At 70.5% G+C, this 22,314-nt stretch carries 18 protein-coding genes; 9 read left to right on the forward strand and 9 right to left on the reverse strand.

Features of this window, described 5'->3' with window-relative positions:
- Positions 1–3: 3 nt before the first annotated feature.
- From ABZY11_RS17400 to ABZY11_RS17415, 4 genes are all read right to left on the reverse strand, one after another.
- Positions 4–933, reverse strand: a complete 930-nt coding sequence (locus ABZY11_RS17400; protein WP_356479942.1) for a branched-chain amino acid ABC transporter permease — start codon at positions 931–933, stop codon at positions 4–6.
- Positions 934–1,033: 100 nt separating this feature from the next.
- Positions 1,034–2,245: a branched-chain amino acid ABC transporter substrate-binding protein gene (locus ABZY11_RS17405; protein ID WP_356479958.1), complete on the reverse strand. Its 1,212-nt coding sequence runs from the start codon at positions 2,243–2,245 to the stop codon at positions 1,034–1,036.
- Positions 2,246–2,889: 644 nt separating this feature from the next.
- Positions 2,890–3,360 carry a hotdog fold thioesterase gene (locus tag ABZY11_RS17410; RefSeq protein WP_356479943.1) on the reverse strand — a complete coding sequence of 157 codons (471 nt, stop codon included), beginning with the start codon at positions 3,358–3,360 and terminating at the stop codon, positions 2,890–2,892.
- A 99-nt stretch (positions 3,361–3,459) separates the two neighbouring features.
- Complete coding sequence (locus tag ABZY11_RS17415) at positions 3,460–5,736, reverse strand: FdhF/YdeP family oxidoreductase (RefSeq protein ID WP_356479944.1); 2,277 nt, start codon at positions 5,734–5,736, stop codon at positions 3,460–3,462.
- 156 nt (positions 5,737–5,892) lie between these two features.
- Between ABZY11_RS17415 and polA the strand changes: the two genes are divergently transcribed.
- Complete coding sequence (gene polA, locus ABZY11_RS17420; RefSeq protein ID WP_356479945.1) at positions 5,893–8,604, forward strand: DNA polymerase I; 2,712 nt, start codon at positions 5,893–5,895, stop codon at positions 8,602–8,604.
- Between the two features lie 74 nt (positions 8,605–8,678).
- Here the strand turns inward: polA and ABZY11_RS17425 are convergent, their stop codons facing one another.
- Positions 8,679–9,503, reverse strand: coding sequence for a DUF4184 family protein (locus ABZY11_RS17425; protein ID WP_356479946.1), 825 nt, complete (start codon positions 9,501–9,503; stop codon positions 8,679–8,681).
- 186 nt (positions 9,504–9,689) lie between these two features.
- On the opposite strand from ABZY11_RS17425, the gene ABZY11_RS17430 reads away from it, so the two are divergent.
- The 3 genes from ABZY11_RS17430 to ABZY11_RS17440 all read left to right on the forward strand — a co-directional run bounded on the left by ABZY11_RS17430 (position 9,690) and on the right by ABZY11_RS17440 (position 12,711).
- Positions 9,690–11,390 (forward strand): lytic transglycosylase domain-containing protein, encoded by a 1,701-nt coding sequence (locus tag ABZY11_RS17430; protein ID WP_356479947.1) that lies wholly within the window; start codon positions 9,690–9,692, stop codon positions 11,388–11,390.
- Positions 11,391–11,534: 144 nt separating this feature from the next.
- Positions 11,535–11,672: an SPW_0924 family protein gene (locus ABZY11_RS17435; RefSeq protein ID WP_356479948.1), complete on the forward strand. Its 138-nt coding sequence runs from the start codon at positions 11,535–11,537 to the stop codon at positions 11,670–11,672.
- A gap of 55 nt (positions 11,673–11,727) precedes the next feature.
- A complete protein-coding gene (locus ABZY11_RS17440; protein WP_356479949.1) occupies positions 11,728–12,711 on the forward strand; it encodes a DUF3068 domain-containing protein in 984 nt (327 codons plus the stop codon).
- Here ABZY11_RS17440 and hrpB read toward each other — a convergent pair.
- Together hrpB and ABZY11_RS17450 are read right to left on the reverse strand one after the other, a co-directional pair.
- Positions 12,698–15,217: an ATP-dependent helicase HrpB gene (gene hrpB, locus ABZY11_RS17445; protein ID WP_356479950.1), complete on the reverse strand. Its 2,520-nt coding sequence runs from the start codon at positions 15,215–15,217 to the stop codon at positions 12,698–12,700. The two genes, ABZY11_RS17440 and hrpB, sit on opposite strands and share 14 nt — an antisense overlap.
- Positions 15,218–15,298: 81 nt before the next feature.
- Complete coding sequence (locus ABZY11_RS17450) at positions 15,299–16,123, reverse strand: class I SAM-dependent methyltransferase (RefSeq protein WP_356479951.1); 825 nt, start codon at positions 16,121–16,123, stop codon at positions 15,299–15,301.
- 399 nt (positions 16,124–16,522) lie between these two features.
- Between ABZY11_RS17450 and rpsA the strand changes: the two genes are divergently transcribed.
- Positions 16,523–18,034, forward strand: coding sequence for a 30S ribosomal protein S1 (gene rpsA, locus ABZY11_RS17455; protein WP_072483117.1), 1,512 nt, complete (start codon positions 16,523–16,525; stop codon positions 18,032–18,034).
- Positions 18,035–18,131: 97 nt separating this feature from the next.
- On the opposite strand, the gene ABZY11_RS17460 is transcribed toward rpsA, so the two are convergent.
- Positions 18,132–19,094 carry a right-handed parallel beta-helix repeat-containing protein gene (locus tag ABZY11_RS17460; RefSeq protein WP_356479952.1) on the reverse strand — a complete coding sequence of 321 codons (963 nt, stop codon included), beginning with the start codon at positions 19,092–19,094 and terminating at the stop codon, positions 18,132–18,134.
- A 454-nt stretch (positions 19,095–19,548) separates the two neighbouring features.
- Between ABZY11_RS17460 and ABZY11_RS17465 the strand changes: the two genes are divergently transcribed.
- The 3 genes from ABZY11_RS17465 (at position 19,549) to ABZY11_RS17475 (ending at position 21,576) form a co-directional block, all read left to right on the forward strand.
- A complete protein-coding gene (locus tag ABZY11_RS17465) occupies positions 19,549–20,487 on the forward strand; it encodes a PAC2 family protein (RefSeq protein ID WP_356479953.1) in 939 nt (312 codons plus the stop codon).
- A 39-nt stretch (positions 20,488–20,526) separates the two neighbouring features.
- On the forward strand, positions 20,527–21,129 hold the full coding sequence (gene coaE / locus ABZY11_RS17470) for a dephospho-CoA kinase (RefSeq protein ID WP_356479954.1): 603 nt from the start codon (positions 20,527–20,529) through the stop codon (positions 21,127–21,129).
- A 78-nt stretch (positions 21,130–21,207) separates the two neighbouring features.
- Positions 21,208–21,576, forward strand: a complete 369-nt coding sequence (locus tag ABZY11_RS17475; RefSeq protein ID WP_356479955.1) for a tetratricopeptide repeat protein — start codon at positions 21,208–21,210, stop codon at positions 21,574–21,576.
- 43 nt (positions 21,577–21,619) lie between these two features.
- Here ABZY11_RS17475 and ABZY11_RS17480 read toward each other — a convergent pair whose 3' ends face one another.
- Positions 21,620–21,889, reverse strand: coding sequence for a DUF6343 family protein (locus ABZY11_RS17480; RefSeq protein WP_356479956.1), 270 nt, complete (start codon positions 21,887–21,889; stop codon positions 21,620–21,622).
- A gap of 77 nt (positions 21,890–21,966) precedes the next feature.
- Here ABZY11_RS17480 and ABZY11_RS17485 point away from each other — a divergent pair.
- The coding region (locus tag ABZY11_RS17485) for an ADP-ribosylglycohydrolase family protein (RefSeq protein ID WP_356479957.1) at positions 21,967–22,314 on the forward strand (348 nt) is incomplete at its 3' end.

Genomic DNA, 22,314 nt, shown 5'->3' on the forward strand with positions numbered 1-22,314 from the left:
GTATCACGCCCGATCCGCGACGCGTTCGCCGAGCAGGCCCTGGGGGCGGAGCAGCAGGACGATGATGAGGAGGACGAAGGCCCATACGTCCTTCCAGGCGCCGCCGCCGAAGAGGTCCATGCCGGGGACGTTGCTCATGTAGCCGGTGGCGAGGGATTCGGCGATGCCGAGGACTACGCCGCCGAGCATGGCGCCGTAGATGTTGCCGATGCCGCCGAGCACGGCTGCGGTGAAGGCCTTGAGGCCCATGATGAAGCCCATTTTGAAGCCGATCTGGCCGTTCTTGAGCCCGTAGGCGACGGCGGCGACGGCGGCGAACGCGGCACCGATGGCGAAGGCCATGACGATGATGCGGTCGGTGTTGATGCCCATGAGCTTGGCGGTGTCGGGGTCCTGGCTGGTGGCCTGCATGCCGCGGCCGGATCGGGTCTTGGAGACGAAGAGTCCGAGGGCGAGCATGCAGACGGGTGCCGTGATGAGGACGAAGAGGTCACCGCGTTGGATGTGGGCGCCGAAGATGTCGATCGCTTCGCCCTTGAACTGGGGGAAGGAGCGGTCCTTCTTGGCGTCGGGGTACCACTTCCAGATGGCCTGCTGGAGTGCGAGGGAGAGTCCGATCGCGGTGATCAGCGGGGCCAGTCGGGGGGCGTTGCGCAGGGGCCGGTAGGCGAAGCGTTCGGCGGCTGCGCTGACGGCGACGGAGCATATGACGCCGCCGATGATCATGAGGGGGATGATCGCGAGGAGGGAGACACCGGCCGGCATCCAGAGGTACACGGTGAGAGCTCCGAAGCCTCCGATCATGAAGATCTCGCCGTGGGCGAAGTTGATGAGCTGGATGATTCCGTAGACCATCGTGTAGCCGATCGCGATGAGTCCGTACATCGCGCCGAGGATGAGTCCATTGGCCAGCTGTTGCGGCAGTTCGTTCACCGCAGGGCCTCCGTGGAGTGGTTCGGATATGGCACCGCGCGGGAGCGCTGGTAGCGCTCCCGCGCGGTCTGGTGTGGGTCGGGCGTGGCCCGGGAGCTTGCTACGGCTTGTAGGCCTCGCTGAGCTTGGAGGTCCACTTGCCGCCGTCGACCTGGTAGGCGGTCATCATGGTGTTGGTGGTGTCGCCGTACTCGTCGAAGGAGACGGGGCCGGTGACGCCGTCGAACTTGACCTTGGCCATGGCTTCGAGGACCTTGGCGCGGGCGTTGTCGGGGAGCTTGCCGTTGTTCTCGGCGACGGCGAGCTTGACCGCCTCGATGATCGACCAGGTGGCGTCGTAGGTGCCGCCGCCGTAGGCCTCGTAGGCGTCCTTGTATCCGGCGGTCTTGTAGTCCGCGATGAACTTCTTGGCCGAGTCGAGTTCCTCGACGGGCTTGCCGACCGAGGTGGCGATGTCGCCCTGGGCCTTCTTGTTGAGCTTGATGAAGTCGGCGCTGTACATGCCGTCGCCGCCCATGAGGGGGATCTGGACGCTGTCCTTGAGCTGCTGGCTCAGGGGTGCGCCGGCGGGGTACTCACCGCCGTAGTAGACGGCCTTGGCGCCGGACTTCTTGACCTTGGTGACGACGGCGTTGAAGTCGCGGTCGTCGGGGTTGACGTGGTCGGAGCCGACGATCTTGCCGCCGAGGGTGGTGAAGGTGTTCTTGAAGGACGCGGCGAGACCGGCGCCGTAGGGCTTCTGGTCGTCGATGAGGTAGACCTGCTTGATCTTCGCGTTGTTGAAGAGGTACTTCGCCGCGAAGGCGCCCTGGATCTGGTCCGTGGTGGCGGTGCGGAAGTAGGTCTTGAAGGGGCGCTTCTTGTCGCCGGTCTTCCAGTTCTCGCCCTGGGTGAGCTCGGTGCCGGTGTTGGCCGGGGAGACCTGGGTGAGGCCCGCGTCGTTGAGCGGCTTCTGCATCGACTGGGAGACGCCGGAGTTCAGGGGGCCGACGACGCCGAGGACGGTTTCGTCGTCGATGAACTTCTGGGCGTTCTGCTGGCCGACGGAGGGCTGTGCCTGGTCGTCGAGCGGCTTGACCTCGAATTTGATGCCCGGGACGGTCTTTTCCTTGTTGGCCGTCTGGGCGGCGAGGTCGGCGGAGTTCTTGATGCCGAGGCCGAGGGCGGACAGGTCGCCCGTGATGGGCGCGTCGACGCCGATGACGACGGTCTGGGTGCCGCCGCCGTCGCTGTTCTTCTTGCTGTCGTCGCGCGACCCGCAGGCGGTGAGGGTCAGTGCTCCGGTCGTGAGCACGGTGGTGAGGATGAGCAAAGAACGGTGTCGCACGAAAGGTCCTTTCCCTGGCGCGGCCTCCTCTGCTTGAGGTGCCGTGTTGTTCGCCGGGCCGTACTGGGTGGTACAGGGCCGTGCTGCAGACGCGCCCGGCGGCGCGGTGACTGGCGGTGACTCTAGGCGCAGGTGTGGGGGTCCGGGATGGGTCCGCCGCAGGATGTGACTGTCTTGTTATGCCGTTGAGGAAGGCTTGAGGTGGCTGTGCTGACATGTACGGCTTTTTACCGGACGGCGAAGTGACCGCATTCTGAGAACGCGCAGCTCTGCTAAGGGGCTTGAGCCGATCACGCTGCTGTCGCGCGAGGTGGGCGCGGTGGGGTGCGCGCGGGCATGGTGAGGCGCCCTGCGGCTGCGGGGTCGGGCGCGTGGAGCCGCGTGGGGGGAGTCTGCGGATCGGTTCTGGTTACACAGCGTCACATCGGGGGTGGGGTGGTAGACGCGGTGTTGTGTGTGTGTGGGGTGCCGAGTGGGCCACACAACGGTGTCGCCGGTCAAGGGAGTTGGCGTGCCAGGTCGTCAATTGCGGTTAGTGCGTGGGTGGTTGTGAGCGGGTATGGCGCTGCCCGGCCGGATTGCGTTCCGGCCGGGCAGCGGTGTTGTGCTGTGTGTTGTGTTCCGGCCCGTCAGGCGGCGTCGGGGCGGGGGGCGTCGCGGAGCATGCAGGTGAGGCGTGCGGTGCAGACCCGCTTGTCCTGTTCGTCGGTGATGGTGATCTCGTACGTGGCGGTGGAGCGGCCGCGGTGTACGGGGGTGGCGACGCCCGTGACGAGTCCACTGCGTACGCCGCGGTGGTGGGTGCAGTTCAGGTCGACGCCGACGGCGAGTTTGGAGGTCCCGCCGTGGAGCATCGAACCGACGGAGCCGAGGGTCTCGGCGAGGACGGCGGAGGCGCCGCCGTGGAGCAGTCCGTAGGGCTGGGTGTTGCCCTCGACGGGCATGGTGCCCACGACGCGGTCCGCGGAGGCTTCGACGATGGTGACGCCCATGCGTTCGCCGAGGTGGCCGGCGGAGAAGAGCGCGGGCAGGTCGACGCCGAGTGCGGCGTACTCGTCGATGATCTCCTGGGGGAACTTGGGTGCGGTGTGCTCGCCCATGGGTCCGGCTCCGATCGTCTGCGATGGTTCACTGCTGCATTGCTGTGTGCACCGTTCTTATCAGACGGCTGAGCGGATGCTTAGGGCTTGTCCGGAGGATCACATGCCGGGGTTCTCGAAGCGGACGACGACGGACTTGCTGGCCGGGGTGTTGCTGGTGTCGGCGGTGGAGCCGAGGGGGACCAGCACATTGGTCTCCGGGTAGTAGGCGGCGGCGCAGCCGCGGGCGGTCGGGTAGTGCACGACGCGGAAGCCGGGGGCGCGGCGCTCCACGCCGTCCTTCCATTCGCTGACGAGGTCGGTGTACGCGCCGTCGGCCAGACCGAGTGCGCGGGCGTCGTCGGGGTTGACCAGGACGACGCGGCGGCCGCCCTTGATGCCGCGGTAGCGGTCGTCGAGGCCGTAGATGGTGGTGTTGTACTGGTCGTGGGAGCGCAGGGTCTGCAACAGCAGCCTGCCTTCGGGGAGTTCGGGGTATTCGACGGGTGCGGCGGTGAAGTTGGCCCGGCCGGTCGCGGTGGGGAAGCGGCGTTCGTCGCGCGGGGCGTGCGGGAGGGTGAAGCCGCCGGGATGTGCGACGCGGGTGTTGAAGTCCTCGAAGCCGGGGACGACGCGGGAGATGCGGTCGCGGATCGTCGCGTAGTCCTTCTCGAACTCCTCCCAGGGGGTGTTCGAACCGGGGCCGAGAACGGCGCGGGCGAGGCGGGCGACGATGGCGGGCTCGGAGAGCAGGTGGGGGCTCGCGGGGGTGAGGTTGCCGCGCGAGGAGTGGACCATGCTCATGGAGTCCTCGACGGTGACGAACTGCTTGCCGCTCGCCTGGACGTCCTTGTCGGTGCGGCCCAGGGTCGGCAGGATCAGCGCGCGGGTGCCGGTCACGGCGTGCGAGCGGTTGAGCTTGGTGGAGACGTGGACGGTGAGGCGGGCGCGGCGCATCGCGGCCTCGGTGACGTCCGTGTCGGGGGTGGCCGCGACGAAGTTGCCGCCCATGGCGAAGAAAACCTTGGCGTCGCCGTCGCGCAGGGCCTGGATGGAGCGGACGACGTCGTAGCCGTGGTGGCGCGGTGAGGTGATCCCGAACTCTTTGTCGAGGGCGTCGAGGAAGGCCGGGGCGGGGCGCTCGAAGATGCCCATGGTGCGGTCGCCCTGCACGTTGGAGTGACCCCGGACGGGGCAGACTCCGGCGCCGGGGCGGCCGATGTTGCCGCGCAGCAGCAGGAAGTTGACGACCTCGCGGATGGTCGGCACGGAGTGCTTGTGCTGGGTGAGGCCCATGGCCCAGCAGACGATGGTGCGTTTCGAGGCGAGGACCATGGCGAGCGCCTCCTCGATGGCGTCGCGGTCCAGGCCGGTGGCGGCGAGGGTTTCCGCCCAGTCGGCTTCGCGGGCCGCTCGGGCGAACTCCTCGTAACCGTGGGTGTGTTCCCGTACGAAGGTCTCGTCGACGGCGCCCTCGGTCTCCAGGATCATTTTGTTGAGGAGCCGGAAGAGGGCCTGGTCGCCGCCGATCCGGATCTGCAGGAAGAGGTCGTTGAGCGCGGCGCCCTTGATCATGCCGAGCGGCGTCTGCGGGTTCTTGAACCGTTCCAGGCCGGCCTCGGGGAGCGGATTCACCGAAATGATCTTCGCGCCGGCCGACTTGGCCTTCTCCAGGGCGGAGAGCATCCGGGGGTGGTTCGTGCCGGGGTTCTGTCCGGCGACGATGATCAGGTCCGCCCGGTGGAGGTCCTCCAGGGACACGCTGCCCTTGCCGATGCCGATGGTCTCCGTCAGTGCCGAGCCGGAGGACTCGTGGCACATGTTGGAGCAGTCGGGGAGGTTGTTGGTGCCGAATTCGCGGGCGAACAGCTGGAGCAGGAACGCGGCCTCGTTGCTGGTGCGGCCCGAGGTGTAGAAGAGGGCCTCGTCGGGGGAGCCGAGCGCGTTCAGCTCCTCGGCGATGACGGCGAAGGCGCGCTCCCAGGTCACCGCCTCGTACCGCTCGGCGCCCTCGGGGAGGTACATCGGCTGGGTGATCCGCCCCTGCTGACCCAGCCAGTACCCGCTGCGGGTGGCGAGGTCGGCGACCGGGTGCGCGGCGAAGAAGTCGGGGGTGACCCGGCGCAGCGTCGCTTCCTCGGCGACGGCCTTGGCGCCGTTCTCGCAGAATTCCGCCGTGTGCCGTTTGTCGCCCTCGGGCCAGGCGCAGCCGGGGCAGTCGAAGCCGTTCTTCTGGTTGACCTTGAGGAGGGTCTGCGCGGTGCGCCGCACCCCCATCTGCTGCTGGGCGATGAGCAGGCTGTGCGCGACGGCGGGCAGCCCGGCGGCGGCGTGCTGGGCCGGCTCGACCCGCGGTGCGTCCTGGACCGGGTCACCTGTGGGCGGCTTGGTGGCCATTTCGCGCTCCCTTCGAGCCGACTGCGGACCTGTCCGGTGCGCCGTGCGCATCGGTGTGTCCGTGTTCCTCTTCCGATCCTGTCACGCGGCACCGACCGGGCGGGCGGCGAGCCGTGCCGGTCGGGAATGTCAGTGGTCCGTGGCAGGATCGGGGGCGTGGCTGAGACGGCATCGAAGAAGACGGCAGACAACCGACCGCGCCTGCTCCTGATGGACGGGCACTCCCTGGCGTACCGGGCGTTCTTTGCGCTGCCTGCGGAGAATTTCACGACAGGGTCGGGGCAGCCGACGAACGCGGTGTACGGCTTCGCGTCGATGCTCGCGAACACGCTGCGTGACGAGTCGCCGACACATTTCGCGGTGGCGTTCGACGTCTCCCGCAAGACGTGGCGCTCGCAGGAGTTCCCGGAGTACAAGGCGAACCGCTCGAAGACCCCGGACGAGTTCAGGGGACAGGTCGAGCTGATCGGCGAGCTGCTGGACGCGATGCATGCGGACCGTTTCGCGGTCGACGGCTTCGAGGCGGACGACGTCATCGCCACGCTGGCCACGCAGGCCGAGGCGGCCGGCTTCGAGGTGCTGATCGTCACCGGTGACCGGGATTCGTTCCAGCTGATCACGGACAACGTCACCGTGCTGTACCCGACGAAGGGCGTCTCGGAGCTGACGCGGTTCACCCCGGCGAAGGTCGAGGAGAAGTACGGGCTCACGCCGCAGCAGTACCCGGACTTCGCGGCGCTGCGCGGCGATCCGTCGGACAACCTCCCGGGCATCCCCGGTGTCGGTGAGAAGACCGCCGCGAAGTGGATCAATCAGTTCGGTTCGTTCGACGAGCTGGTCGAGCGGGCCGAGGAGGTCAAGGGCAAGGTCGGCCAGAGTTTCCGGGACCATCTGGACGCGGTGCGGCTGAACCGCAGGCTGACCGAGATGGTCCGGGACGTGGAGCTGCCGAAGACCCCGCAGGACCTGGAGCGCGCCCCGTACGACCGCACGGCGGTGACGGGTGTGCTGGATGTCCTGGAGATCCGCAACCCGAGCCTGCGCGAGCGGCTGCTGGCCGTCGACCCGGGCGCGGCCGAGGACGAGGCCCCGGCGCCCGCCGCGGGCATCGAGCTGGACGGTGCGGTGCTGGGCGCGGGCGAGCTCGCGCCCTGGCTCGCCGAGCACGGCGGGCAGCCGCTCGGTGTGGCCACGGTCGACACCTGGGCGGTGGGCAGCGGCGCGGTCACCGAGGTCGCGCTGGCCGCGGCGGACGGGGCGGCGGCCTGGTTCGACCCGGCCGGGCTCGACGAGGGCGACGAGCAGGCGTTCGCCGCGTGGATCGCCGACGCGGCCCGGCCCAAGGTCATGCACAACGCGAAGAGCGCCATGCGGGTCTTCCCCGAGCACGGCTGGCAGGTCGACGGCGTCACGATGGACACCGCGCTGGCCGCCTATCTGGTCAAGCCCGGCCGTCGGTCCTTCGCGCTGGACGCGCTGGCGGTGGAGTATCTGGGCCGTGAGCTGGCCCCCACCGCGGCCTTTGACGGCCAGCTGGCCTTCGGTGCGGACGACCGGGCCGAGGCCGAGTCCCTGATGGCGCAGGCCCGCGCGGTCCTGGACCTGGGCGACGCGTTCACCACGCGGCTGGCGGAGGTGGGTGCGGCCGAGCTGCTGCACGACATGGAGCTGCCGACATCCGCGCTGCTGGCCCGTCTGGAGCGGCACGGCATCGCCGCCGACCGGGCCCATCTGGAAGGCATGGAGCAGCAGTTCGCCGGTGCGGTGCAGCAGGCGGTGAAGGAGGCGCACGCCGCGGTCGGCCGCGAGTTCAACCTCGGCTCGCCCAAGCAGCTCCAGGAGGTCCTCTTCGGTGAGCTGGGCCTGCCGAAGACGAAGAAGACGAAGACCGGGTACACCACGGACGCCGACGCGCTGGCCTGGCTCGCCGCGCAGACCGAGCACGAGCTGCCGGTGATCATGCTGCGCCACCGTGAGCAGGCCAAGCTGCGGGTCACGGTCGAGGGCCTGGTCAAGACGATCGCGGCGGACGGCCGTATCCACACCACGTTCAACCAGACGGTGGCGGCGACGGGCCGGCTCTCCTCCACCGACCCCAACCTGCAGAACATCCCGGTCCGTACGGACGAGGGCCGGGCCATCCGCCGCGGCTTCGTCGTCGGCGAGGGCTTCGAAACGCTGATGACGGCCGACTACAGCCAGATCGAGCTGCGGGTGATGGCGCACCTCTCCGAGGACGCGGGCCTGATCGAGGCGTTCACCTCCGGCGAGGACCTGCACACCACGGTCGCCTCGCAGGTCTTCGGCGTCGACAAGTCGGCCGTCGACCCGGAGATGCGCCGCAAGATCAAGGCCATGAGCTACGGACTCGCGTACGGGCTCTCCGCGTTCGGCCTCTCCCAGCAGCTGAACATCGAGGCGGGCGAGGCGCGCGGCCTGATGGACACCTACTTCGAGCGGTTCGGCGGAGTGCGTGACTACCTGCACCGTGTGGTGGAGGAGGCCAGAGCCACGGGATACACGGAGACGGTCTTCGGCCGCCGCCGATACCTCCCCGACCTCAACAGCGACAACCGCCAGCGCCGCGAGATGGCCGAGCGGATGGCGCTCAACGCGCCGATCCAGGGCACGGCCGCGGACATCGTCAAGGTCGCCATGCTCCAGGTCGACCGGGCGCTGACCGAGGCGAAGCTGAAGTCCCGGATGCTGCTCCAGGTCCATGACGAAATCGTGCTGGAGATCGCCGAGGGCGAGCGGGCGCGGGTCGAGGAGATCCTCCGGCACGAGATGTCCACGGCCGTGCACTTGCGCGCCCCGCTGGATGTCTCGGTGGGCGTCGGCACGGACTGGGAGTCCGCGGCGCACTGACGCTCCGACGGCGCCGGACGGGCCGGGGGCGCGATGTCCCCGAGCCCGTCCGGGTTCTGTGCGGGTCCGGGTTCCTACGCCCGTCCGGCGGTCGCGGGTGCGGCCGCGCGCGGTCGCCGCAGCCGCACCCATGCCCCGTACAGCACCAGGCCCACCGCCAGCCCCGCCCCGGCGCCGAAGCAGGCGGTCGGGATGATGTCCAGCGGGGTGTCGATGTGCCCGAAGTACGCGTACCAGCGTGCGCACCGGTGGACGACACCGAGCAGTACGCAGACGCTCAGCAGCACCCCCGCAGACCACCGCCCCCGACGGTCCAGCACCGGCACGGACGGCGGTGCCGGGCGCGCCCCGGTCCGCCGCAGCCCCGACGCCGTGAACCAGGCGAGCACGGCCAGGGCCACCGCCGAACTGCCGTACTGCACCAGCTGGAACACCGGGAGTCCGCCGACGCTCCGGTCGAGCACCGGCACCAGGCGCACACCCCACCGGTCGTGATGGGTGAAGGCGTCCCAGACAACATGAGTGGCCGCCCCGATGGCCGCCGACAGCACGAACCCCCCGGCCTCCCGCAGACCCCGGGCTCCGTGCCGTCCCCGTACGAACGCATGGACACGCCCCTGCCAGGGTCCCGGCAGCAGTGCCACCAGCGGTTCGCGCAGCAGCAGCCACAACGCCACCACGGCCGCGGTGATCAGCACATCGACGGTGAACACGCCCCACACCGAGTGGGTGACCTGCCCGAACTCCATGGCGCCGGGGATCGCGGTGTCCGCGTAGTACGTCATGTCGGGGGCGAACGAACCCGCGATGAGGGCCGAGGCGAACAGCGGCCCTCGCGCCGTCCCGTCCCGCCGCATCCCCGGCAGTACGGCGGCGGCATGACTGAGTGTGAACGGCATGGCGGCAAGTATGCGTGAGCCGCCGTCGCCCACCCGACGACCGCCGTACAACTTGCTGTCCGGAACGTGAAAAAGAGGTAAGAACCGGTCAGGACACAGTGTTCCGGCGGCACAAGTTGCCGTAGGGTCGCCAGAGTCCTGCCGCTGGGGAGCGCGGACAGTCGTCGAAGGGGAGGGGCCAGAGGTATGGCAGCGCAATTCGGTCGCCGGCTTCGCAAGGGGGCGACCACGACCGCTGTGGCCGCCGTTGCCGTGGCGGCGCTCTCCGCCTCGGGGGCCCCCGGCGCCACACTGGTCACCGGGAGCGGCGACCCGCAGGCCACCGGGTCGACACCGCCGCCCGACGACAGCGCGGCCACCGGCAACTCGCCGTACTACACGGACCTGCCCCCGCTGAACACCCCCAACAAGCCGGGCACGTCCACGAATCTGCCCGTCACCGGCAGCGCGGAATCCGGCATCCCGGCCTCGATCCTGGCCGCGTACAAGAAGGCCGAGCGGACCGTCGCCGGCAGCGACGCCGCCTGCCGGCTGCCCTGGCAGCTGCTCGCCGCGATCGGCAAGGTCGAGTCCGGCCAGGCCCGCGGCGGCCGGGTCGACGCGAACGGCACCACGTTCTCGCCGATCCTCGGCCCGGTCCTCGACGGCCGCGGCTTCGCCATGATCAAGGACACCGACAACGGGGCGTACGACGGGGACTCGACCCACGACCGGGCCGTCGGCCCGATGCAGTTCATCCCGTCCACCTGGGCGACCTGGGGCCAGGACGGCAACGGCGACGGCCGCAAGGACCCCAACAACATCTACGACGCGGCGCTCGCCGCCGGACGCTATCTCTGCGCCGGCTCCCGTGATCTGTCCCTGGCCGCGGACCTCGACCGGGCGGTTTTGAGCTACAACCACTCGGACGCCTACCTGCGAACCGTCCGCTCGTGGTTCGACTACTACAAGCGCGGCACCCACGAGATCCCCGACGGAACCGGCGCCGTCCCGCCCGGCCTCGGTTCAGGCGCGGACCGCAGTCCCGGCAGCCCGAGCCCGTCGCCCTCGCCGTCCGGAACGACCAAACCGAAGCCGAAGCCGAGCCCGGACCCGTCGAAGCCCGGTGGCGGCGGATCGACCAGCCCGACGCCGAAGCCCACCCCGACCCCCACGCCGTCGCAGACCCTCGCGGGCGTGGAGAACGCCGGCACCGGCACGCTGACCGCCACCACGGGCGACGCCTTCGCCGAGCGGATCAAGGTGCGGGCCAAGAACAGCCTCGGCGGCCCGCTCGCCAAGGTCTCCGTGACCTTCACCGTCGCCGGTGACACCGACGCCGCCTTCGACGGCGGGAAGAAGGCGGTCACCCTCCTCACCGGAGCCGACGGCACGGTCACCGCCCCGGTGCTGAAGGCGGGTGAGAAGGCCGGGAAGTTCACGGTGCGGGCCGCCGCCACCGGCCGCTCGCTGCCCCCCGTCACCTACAACGCGACCGTCACCGCCCGTCAGGCCGACGCGATCGCCAGGACCGACGACAAGGCGCTGACCGCGGCGCCGGGCACCGAGTTCGCCGACACCGTCGAGGTCAAGGCCACCTACAAGGGTGCGGTCGCGGCAGGTGTCGCCGTCACCGCCACCATGATCACCGACGCCGAGGAACCGGCCGAGAACGACAAGGGCCCCTACTTCAAGGACGCCGACGGCAAGACGGTCCGTACCCTCACGGAGCTGAAGACCGGCGCCGACGGCACCCTGAAGCTCCCCACCATCTACGCCGACGGCACCGCGGGCACCTACAAGCTGCGCCTCACCACCGAGGGCGGCGCCACGGTCGTCATCGAGCTGAAGGTCGAGGCACCCGAGGCCTCCGGGACGCCGCAGCCCTCCGGGACGCCCGCCGCCTGACCCCGCCCCGGCCGCACCTGAGAGCAGCCCCTCTGCCACCATCCGGCAGAGGGGCTGTTCCACGTGTTCTCATCTCGCGCCCGCGTTGCTACGGTGCCCCAACCCTGACGACCCATCAGATCCGTGCTCTCCGGGAGGACCGGCATGCGTGCCCTCGTCGCCGCCGCCATCGGGCTGGCCGCAGCTCTCGCGCTCGTCTTCACCGTCACCGCGATCGGCGCACCGCCCGGAGAGACCTCGCCCAAACCCCTGCTGACCACCGTCCCGGGCCCCAAGAACTAGTGCCCCTCCGGCACTGACCACCGGAAGAGCAACCCAAGCCGAGGGAGGGCACCACATGCGCCGCCGAGCCGGCCTCGTACTCCTGGCATTCGCCGTCTTCTTCGCCGCCATGTCGCCACTGCTGCGCTGGTACGCCTTCCCCAGGCTGGCGAAGATCCCGCCCAGCCAGTACCAGGAGACGGTGCTGGAGGCGAAGCCCGCCACCCTCCTCGACTACAACGACAACATGAAGGTGAAGACGGTCCCCAAAGTCACCATCGTGCAGACCCTCAAGGGCAACGTCGAGGAGTCCGAGAAGATCGAACGCAGCGCCGGGCGCGATGTCGTCGTCTGGGACGCCCTCAGCTTCGTGGCCGGCCCGGACGGCAAGATGGTCTCCCAGATCCCCGAGCGCTACATCTTCGACGCCCACAGCCAGGCCCCCGTCCACGCCACCGGCGAATCCGTCGACGGCGACCCGGTCAGGCGCGAGGGCATCGAGTTCAAGTGGCCCTTCCTCACCGAGAAACGCGACTACGAGTACTTCGACGCCCAGGCCCGCACCAACTCGCCCATCCACTACCGGGGCACCCGCACCTTCCACGGCATGGACGTCTACTACTTCGAGCAGACCATCCCGTGGACCAAGGTCCCGATGCCGAAGAAGATGCCGATCAAGGGCGTCACCCCGGAACAGATCGCGAAGACGGGCATGACCCGCTGGTACTCCACCAAGCGGATGTTCTGGGTGGACCCGGTCACCGGAGCGCCGGTCAACGGCGAGGAGATCCACAAGGAGGAGCTGCGCAACGCCAGGAAGATGGGGATGCCCCAGGACACCGTCACCGTGTTCGCCGGGCATGTGAAAATGCGCCCGGACTACGTCGAGTCGGTCGTCGACCTGGTCAAGTCCCAGCGCCTGCTGGTCCTGCTGCTCACCTCGTACCTGCCCCGGGGCTTCCTGGTCCTCGGCGCCGGACTGCTCGCCCTCGCCCTGTGGCTGGAGGCCCGCTCCCGCCGCCCGGACGGGACAGCGGACCCTGCCCCTACTCCCGCCTGATCTTGGTGAACCGGGTCGCCTCCACCGTCGTCGGGTCCTCCGGCCACGGATGCTTCGGATAGCGGCCGCGCAGTTCCGCCCGTACGGCCCGGTAGCCGTCCCGCCAGAACGACGCCAGATCCGCGGTGACGGCGGCGGGCCGGCCGGCCGGGGAGAGGAGATGGACCAGGACCGGCACCCCGGCCACCCCAGGGGTCTCCCGCAGCCCGAACATCTCCTGGAGTTTCACCGCGAGTACGGGCTGCGCCCCGCCGTACTCCACCCGGATCCGGGAACCGCTCGGCACCTCGATCCGCTCGGGCGCCAGCTCGTCGAGCCGTACCGCCTCGCCCGTCGCCCACGGCAGCAGCCGCCGCAGCGCCTGCCCGGCGTCGATCCGCGCCAGATCGGAGCGCCGCCGGGCCCGTGACAGCTCGGGCTCCAGCCACTGCTCGGTACGCTCCAGCAGCGCATCCTCCGACACGTCCGGCCAGGGTGCGCCCAGCTCACGGTGGAGAAACGCGAGCCGCTCCCGCAACTGTCCGCTCTCCCGCGTCCAGCGCAGCAGCCCCAGCCCTTCGCGCCGCAGCCCCTCGACCAGTGCCTCGCGCACCAGCCCGGACGCCGGCTGCTTCAGCGGGCGCACCGACAGCTCGACGGCGCCCAGCCGCTCCACCCGGCGGGCCACCACGTCGCCGTCGGCCCAGTGCACCTCCTCGCCGCCGCGGAGCAGATGCCCGGCGGCCGCCCGCGCCGTGTCCTCGTCGATGACGGCGGCCAGCCGCACCCGCGCGGACGCCGCGTGCGCGGGCCGGTCGGCGACCGCGACCGCCAGCCAGGGCGCACTGCGCAGCCCCGAACCGTCGCGCAGCTCCGCGCCCGTCCCCGATGCCATCAGGAACACCCCATCGCCCCGGGCCCGTGCCACCCGCTCCGGGAACGCCAGCGCGGCCACCAGGCCGACGGCCGCGTCGTCCGGACCGGACCCCCCGGCCACGTCCTTCACCGACGAGGACAGCCGCCGGACCTCCTGCCGCCAGCGCGCCGCATAGCCGTCCCCGCCGCGCCGCGCGGTGCGCAGCGCGGCCGCCAGATCGTCCCCGTACTCCCGCGGCGGCTCCTCGCTCAGCAGCGCCACGACCTCGGCCGCCCGCCGCCCGCCCACCTCGGCGGCGCCGTCCAGCAGCGCCCGCGCCAGCCGCGGATGCAGGCCGAGCCGGGACATCCGCACACCCCGGTCGGTCACCCGCCCGTCCGGGCCCACCGCACCGACCGCCGTCAGTACCTCGCGCGCCGCACCCATCGCACCCGCGGGCGGCGGGTCGAGCAGCGCCAGCCCCGACGCGTCCGGATCGCCCCAGCACGCCGCCTGCAACGCGAACGCCGCCAGATCCGCGACCTTGATCTCCGGGGACGGGAACCGGGCGAGCCGCCCGTCCTCCGCCTGCGCCCAGCACCGGTACACGGCCCCGGGCGCCTCACGCCCGGCCCGGCCCGCCCGCTGCCTCCCCGCCGCCTGCGAGGCCCGCACCGTCGTCAGCGCGCTCAGCCCGCGCGCGTGATCGGTACGCGGCTCCCTGGCCAGCCCCGAGTCGACCACGATCCGCACCCCGGGCACCGTGAGGGACGACTCCGCCACCGAGGTCGCCAGCACCACCCGCCGCCCCTCGGACGACCCGGCCAGCACCGCGTCCTGCGCCGCCGCCGGAGCCCGCCCGTGCACCTGGAGCACCTCGGCGGCCACCCCGGCCAGCTGTCCCGCCACCCGCCCGATCTCGCCGACCCCGGGCAGGAAACACAGCACGTCGCCGTCCCGCTCGGCGAGTGCCCGGCGCACCGTCGCGGCGACATGCGTCAGCAGCGCCGGATCGACCCTTCCCCAAGCTCTCGGCTGCGATACCGCATTCCCATGCGGTGGCCGCACCGGAGCGGCGGGCGGCGCCCAGACCACCTCCACCGGATGGGCGACACCCTCCGCCTCGATCACCGGGGCATCGCCCAGCAGCCGCGCCCAGCCCTGCGCGTCCGTCGTCGCGGACGCGGCGACCAGCCGCAGTTCGGGCCGGATCGCCGCCCGCACATCGAGCAGGAACGCGGCGACCGTGTCCGCGTCCAGATGCCGCTCATGGCACTCGTCGATGATCACCGCATCGACCCCGGCCAGCTCCTGGTCGCGCTGCAGCCGCTGGAGCAGCACCCCGGTGGTCACCACCTCCACCACCGTGTCGCGCCCCACCACCCGCTCGCCGCGGACCGTGAACCCCACCCGCCCGCCGGCCTGCTCCCCGATGAGCCACGCCATCCGCCGGGCCGCCGCCCGCGTGGCGATCCGCCGCGGCTCCGCGACCACCACCCGGCGCACCGGACCGCCCCCGGCCAGACCGGCCAGGACCAGCGGTACGAGCGTCGTCTTGCCGGTGCCGGGCGGCGCGCACAGCACCGCGACGCCGCGGTCGTCGAGCGCCCGCCGCAGGGCGGGCACGGCGGTGCGTACGGGCAACTGGTCCAGGGCGTCGGTACGGATCACGCCCCCAGTCTCGTACGACCCGCCCCCGCCGGGTCCCGGGCCCCCGCACCGGACCCGCTCAGTCCCGTCCGCCAGGGCCCGTCAGTCCCGCTCGCAGACGAAGATCGCCGTGCCGGGGATGAGATTTCCGCGCAGCGGGGACCAGCCGCCCCACTCCTGGTGGTTCCAGGCGGGCCACTCCGGTTCGACCAGGTCGACCAGGCGGAAGCCGCCGGCCACCACGTCCCGCACCCGGTCGCCCAGCGTCCGGTGGTGCTCGACGTACACGGCGTCGCCCCGCTCGTCCTGCTCGACATAGGGAGTGCGGTCGAAGTAGGAGGCCGCGACCGAGAGGCCCTCCGGCCCCGGCTCGTCCGGGAACGCCCAGCGGACCGGGTGCGTCACCGAGAAGACCCAGCGGCCCCCGGGGCGCAGCACCCGGTGCACCTCGCGGAACACCTGCACGGGGTCGGCGACGAACGGCACCGCGCCGTAGGCGGAGCACGCCAGGTCGAAGGAGCCGTCCCGGAACGGCAGCACCCCGGCGTCCGCCTCCACCAGCCGGACCGTCGGCACATCGCTGCCGCCGATCCGCAGCGCGTGCTGCAACTGCCGGTGCGAGAGGTCCAGGGCCACCGGACGGGCACCCTGTGCGGCGAGCCAGCGCGAGCACTGCGCGGCGCCCGCGCCGATCTCCAGGACGTCCAGGCCCCGCAGGGACGCGGCGGGGCCCAGCAGACCGGCCTCCGCCTCGTCGAGCCCCTCCGGGCCCCAGATGAAACGGTCGTCGCCGAGGAAGGCGCCGTGGTCGCTCTGGTACTCGTCGGCGTTCCGGTCCCACCAGCCGCGACTTGCCCGGCTGCTCTCGGCCTCCGACGCGTCGCGGCGGGTCGCTTCGGGTTCGGCCGCGTAGATCTCTTGGCTCATCGTGTCCGTCGTTGTAGTTTGCCTTCACCCCGCCGCACGCGGTACGTACCTGGGGGTACCTGTGGGCACGGCTCGCGTGCCCATGAAATGTCTCCTGCGGCCGATGTGGCCTCGGGGAACACGAGTTGTGCCGGATATGAGCCGCTGCGCCCCCGGTGTGCGCCTTCGCGCATTGACCGTGCCCGGCTGCCCCCGTATGCTACAAGTTGCGCTGCGAGCCTGCGCGCCTCAGACCTAGCAGGCCGCGCTCGCATCTGTTGTATGTCCCCTCGGTTCACGAGGCGTCTCCCGTCCAGCGGGTTCGGTGCTTCCCGAGCTGTCCGGCTTCTGCAGAAGTGATAAGGGCTCCCGGCGTAGCAGTACCTACGACTCACTGTCCGTACCGGAGCCCTTTCCCACATGACGAGCAGCACCGAGACCACCGCCACCACCCCGCAGGTAGCGGTCAACGACATCGGTAACGAGGAAGCCTTCCTCGCCGCGATCGACGAGACGATCAAGTACTTCAACGACGGCGACATCGTCGACGGCGTCATCGTGAAGGTCGACCGGGACGAGGTCCTGCTCGACATCGGTTACAAGACCGAAGGCGTCATCCCCTCCCGCGAGCTTTCGATCAAGCACGACGTCGACCCGAACGAGGTCGTCAAGGTCGGCGACGAGATCGAGGCCCTGGTTCTCCAGAAGGAGGACAAGGAAGGCCGCCTCATCCTGTCCAAGAAGCGCGCTCAGTACGAGCGTGCCTGGGGCACGATCGAGAAGATCAAGGAAGAGGACGGCATCGTCACCGGTACCGTCATCGAGGTCGTCAAGGGTGGTCTCATCCTCGACATCGGCCTCCGTGGCTTCCTGCCGGCCTCCCTCGTCGAGATGCGCCGCGTCCGCGACCTCCAGCCCTACGTGGGCAAGGAGCTCGAGGCCAAGATCATCGAGCTGGACAAGAACCGCAACAACGTGGTCCTGTCCCGCCGTGCCTGGCTGGAGCAGACCCAGAGCGAGGTCCGCCAGACGTTCCTCACGACCCTGCAGAAGGGCCAGGTCCGCTCCGGCGTCGTTTCCTCGATCGTCAACTTCGGTGCGTTCGTGGACCTCGGCGGCGTCGACGGTCTCGTGCACGTCTCCGAGCTGTCCTGGAAGCACATCGACCACCCCTCCGAGGTTGTCGAGGTCGGCCAGGAAGTCACCGTCGAGGTTCTCGACGTCGACATGGACCGCGAGCGCGTCTCCCTGTCGCTCAAGGCGACGCAGGAAGACCCGTGGCAGCAGTTCGCCCGTACGCACCAGATCGGGCAGGTCGTCCCCGGTAAGGTCACCAAGCTCGTTCCGTTCGGTGCGTTCGTGCGCGTCGACGAGGGCATCGAGGGTCTGGTCCACATCTCCGAGCTGGCCGAGCGCCACGTGGAGATCCCGGAGCAGGTCGTCCAGGTCAACGACGAGATCTTCGTCAAGGTCATCGACATCGACCTCGAGCGCCGCCGCATCAGCCTCTCGCTGAAGCAGGCCAACGAGTCCTTCGGTGCCGACCCGGCCTCGGTCGAGTTCGACCCGACCCTGTACGGCATGGCCGCGTCCTACGACGACCAGGGCAACTACATCTACCCCGAGGGCTTCGACCCCGAGACCAACGACTGGCTCGAGGGCTACGAGACCCAGCGCGAGGCGTGGGAGACGCAGTACGCCGAGGCGCAGCAGCGCTTCGAGCAGCACCAGGCCCAGGTCATCAAGTCCCGCGAGGCCGACGAGGCCGCTGCTGCCGAGGGCGCTGCCGCCCCGGCCGGTGGCGCCCCGGCTGCCTCCGGCGGCAGCGGTGGCGGCTCGTACTCCTCGGAGTCCGCGGACAACTCCGGCGCCCTGGCGTCGGACGAGGCCCTGGCTGCCCTGCGCGAGAAGCTGGCGGGCGGCCAGAGCTGACGCTCTGCACCCCCTCCGGTCGCTGATCGACCGCAGTAGCTGAAAGTGAGGCCCGCTCCCTTCGGGGAGCGGGCCTCACTCGTTTTCCGCGGCGCGGTTACGGCGTGACGGTGATGTTGGTCAGGCCCTTGCCGCCGGTCACCGTGTTGCTGCTGTGGACGGTGGTCGGGCAGTTCGCGCCGTAGTTGGTGACGTTGATCGCGATCTGCTTGTCGCCCTTGGCGCCCGTCAGGTCCGAGTGGTTGTCGCGGAAGACGGTGCCGCAGCCCCAGCCGCTCTGCTGGGTGTGGGTCTCGTAGCCGTTGTTGGTCGTACCGGAGCCCTTGTTGCCTTCGACCAGGACGCCATTGCCCTTCACATCGACCCAGGAATCGTCGTAGTTGGCGCCGGTCAGCCCACTGCCGTCGAAGGTGTTGCCGATGATCCTCGCCCCGGTGGTGCCCTCCTTGATGTCGACGTTCTCGCCGCCGACCCCCGGGCCGATCGTGTTGTCCAGGATCTGGACCCGGTCGCTCCGGTCGGAGAGATCGCCGGCCGTGCCGACATAGACGCCCTCGCCCATGCCGCGGCCGTCGTGCCCGGTGTCGTAGATCCGTGAGTTCTTGATGACGCCGTCCTTGCTGGACTTGCGGAAGTGGACGCCCTCCATGTCCAGGTCGTGCACGGTCACCGAGTCGATGACGACGCCGGTGGCGGTGTCGGCCATGATGCCCTTCTGGCCGCCGGTGACGGTGATGCCCTCGACGGTCCAGTACGAGGCACCGTCGAGGTGCAGTCCGTAGCCCCCGCCGGCCGTGAGGATCGCCTTGGCGGAGCCCGCGAGGGTGATCCGGGCGGAAGCGGTCCCGGGGACGGTCGCCCTGAAGTTGCCGGTGTAGGTGCCGTCGGCGAGCCGGATCGTGTCGCCGGGGGCCGCGGCGGTGAGGGCGGACTTGAGCTGGGCGGCGGTGCTCACGTCGATGACCGTTGCCGCACCCGCCGTGGTGGCGGAGGCGAGGGCGAGGCCGCCGGTGGCGAGCGCGGTGGCCAGCAGGGCCGGGAGCAGTGTGCGGGTGCGCATGTGGGGGTGCCTTCCCGTCGAAGGAGTTCGAGGTTCTCGTACATGAATATGGGGCGAGTCCCTGAACTTGCTGCCCAGTGACGGTAGGGACGCGGTGCGGCCGTGTCAATGTCTGGACCATTGCCCGCGAGACAGTGGCGGTGGGTGGGGGCGACGGGCGGGTGAACGGGGGAACACCTGTGGGATGCCCAGGGAGCTGACGGACCGTTACGTACTTTCACGCGGATCCCGGCGGACTCGGGTCGGCCGTGAACTCGGCACTCCCGTCGAGGTGTTCACCGACATGAACGCCAACGTCTCTGCCTTCAAAGGGAAGGCGGGAGCCCGCCACCGCCGACGCATCCCGGGTTCCGCGCGGGTTCCGGCATGAACCGGCGGGTGAAAGGGCACAGTCCGGGAATGCATGTGTCCTGCGGGACGTTCTTCTCGACGAACACGAGGAGGAGCGGTAACCGTGCCTGATCCGCAGAGTTTGTACGAATGGGAGCCGAAGGGCCTGGCCGTCGTCGACATGGCGCTCGCCCAGGAGTCGGCCGGCCTGGTCATGCTCTACCACTTCGACGGATACATCGACGCGGGCGAGACCGGCGAGCAGATCGTGGACGGCCTGCTCGAAACGCTGCCGCACCAGGTCGTGGCCAGCTTCGACCACGACCGTCTCGTCGACTACCGCGCACGGCGCCCGCTGCTGACCTTCCGGCGCGACCGCTGGGCCGCCTACGAGACCCCGACGCTCGACGTCAGGGTCGTGCAGGACGCCACCGGAGCGCCCTTCCTGCTGATGTCCGGGCCCGAGCCCGATGTGGAGTGGGAGCGCTTCGCCGCCGCCGTCGAGCAGATCGTCGAGCGCCTCGGCGTCCGCCTGGCGGTGAATTTCCACGGGATCCCGATGGGTGTCCCGCACACCCGCCCCGTCGGCATCACCCCGCACGGCAACCGCACGGACCTCATGCCCGGCCACCGCAGCCCCTTCGACGAGGCGCAGGTGCCCGGCTCCGCGGAGGCCCTGGTGGAGTACCGGCTGATGGAGGCCGGGCACGACGTCCTCGGTGTCGTCGCCCATGTGCCGCACTACGTCGCCCGCTCCGCGTACCCGGACGCGGCGCTCACCGCGCTGGAGTCGATCACGGCCGCGACCGGCCTGGTCCTGCCGTCCGTCGCCCACGCCCTGCGCACGGAGGCGCATCGCACCCAGACCGAGATCGACCGGCAGATCGACCAGGGCGACGAGGAGCTCGTCTCGCTCGTCGAAGGCCTTGAGCACCAGTACGACGCGGTCGCCGGATCCGAGACCCGTGGCAATCTGGTCGCCGAGCCCGTGGACCTGCCGTCCGCCGACGAGATCGGCCTCGAATTCGAGCGGTTCCTCGCCGAGCGCGAGGGGGACGCCTGACCGCTCCCGCCGGTCACCCCTCGTACTAGGCTGCCGGTCATGCTGAAAGTGGGCCTGACCGGTGGGATCGGCGCCGGCAAGAGTGAAGTGTCACGGCTGCTCGTCGGATACGGAGCCGTACTGATCGACGCCGACCGGATCGCCCGTGAGGTCGTCGAGCCGGGGACACCCGGGCTCGCGGCCGTCGTCGACGCGTTCGGCACCGGCATCCTCACCGCCGACGGCACCCTGGACCGGCCGAAGCTCGGCTCGATCGTCTTCTCCGACGCCGACCGGCTCGCCGCCCTCAACGCGATCGTCCACCCACTGGTCGGCGCCCGCTCCGCCGAGCTGGAGCGGGCCGCGGGCCCCGACTCGGTCGTTGTCCACGACGTACCCCTCCTCACCGAGAACGGCCTCGCGCCGCTCTACGACCTGGTCGTCGTCGTGGACGCGAGCCCCGCGACCCAGCTCGACCGGCTCGTACGGCTGCGCGGCATGACCGAGTCCGAGGCCCGCGCCCGGATGGCCGCCCAGGCCACCCGGGAGCAGCGGCGGGCCGTGGCGGATCTGGTCATCGACAACGACGGACCGCTGGAGCACCTGGAGCCGCAGGTCCGCAAGGTCTGGTCGGAGCTGACCGAGCGGGCCGCGGCCGGCTGACCCCGGCACCGGGGCAGCCCGGAATACCGGACCCCGGCCGGGCGTTGATGACCCGGTGACGAAGGGAAGGACGAGACCGTGCCTGAGAGGACCCCGGAGACCGACGTCATCGACTTCCGCGCGGCCGAGCACCTGCTGGCGGCGCGCGACCCCCGAGGCGCCGTGAAACTGCTGGATTCGGTGATCGCGGCCCATCCGGAGAGCACCGCGGCCCGGCTGCTGCGGGCCCGTGCGTTCTTCGCCGCCGCCCAGCTGCGTCCCGCCGAGCTCGAATTCGAACTCGTCCTGGAACGCGAGCCGGACAACGCCTTCGCACACTTCGCGCTGGCCCGCACCTTCGAGCGCTCCGGCCGCACCGACCGGGCCGTCCGCCACTTCCGGCTGGCCGCCGCGCTCGACCCGAACCCGGAGTATCTGAAGGCGGCCCGCTTCCCGGCCCAGGACTGACGCCCGGGGCCGGGCGGGCGCGCCCCGGCCCGGTTCAGTGCCCCTATCTGCCGCGCCCGCCGTGGTCGGGTTCGTACGGTGGGACATCGCGGCCGGGCTGGTAGTGCGGCCCCTGGTGGATGTGGTGGACGATCACCGTCAGGTCCACGAGCACCAGCAGGAGCAGCAGGCCGCAGGCGGCGGCCCAGCCCGGCCGGTCGGTGAGCGTGAAGGCTGCCAGGCCGAAGACGGCCCAGGCCAGCCCCCATAGACTCAGCCAGAGCCGCAGCCGCAGTGGACTGCGGGCAGTCGTCGGTTCATTACCGGTACGCATGGCGATCGCCTCTCCTACCAGGATGGACCCGCGACGGCGTTCTGGGACACTTCGACGTCGGACTGAGGAGAGCGTGCGTGAACGGCACATCGTGGGAGGACCGGACAGGCCGCAGGGCGAGGGTCCGGGGCTGTCTGCTGGGCGGGGCGATCGGGGACGCACTGGGAAACCCGGTGGAGTTCCTGTCCCTGGCCGGTATCCGCCGCGCGCACGGTGAGCACGGCGTACAGGGACTCCTCCCGGATGAGCAGGGGATCGTCGGGCGGGTCACGGACGATACGCAGATGACCCTGTTCACGGCCGAAGGGCTGATCAGGGCCCATGCCCGGGAGGCATCGAAGGGCGGCGGTGCCGGGGACGGCGGCGGGATCGGGATCGTACGGAACGCCTATCTGCGCTGGCTGGACACCCAGAACCACCCCGCT

It is taken from the genome of Streptomyces sp. NPDC006510, from assembly GCF_040611955.1.
In the GTDB taxonomy this organism is placed as follows: domain Bacteria; phylum Actinomycetota; class Actinomycetes; order Streptomycetales; family Streptomycetaceae; genus Streptomyces.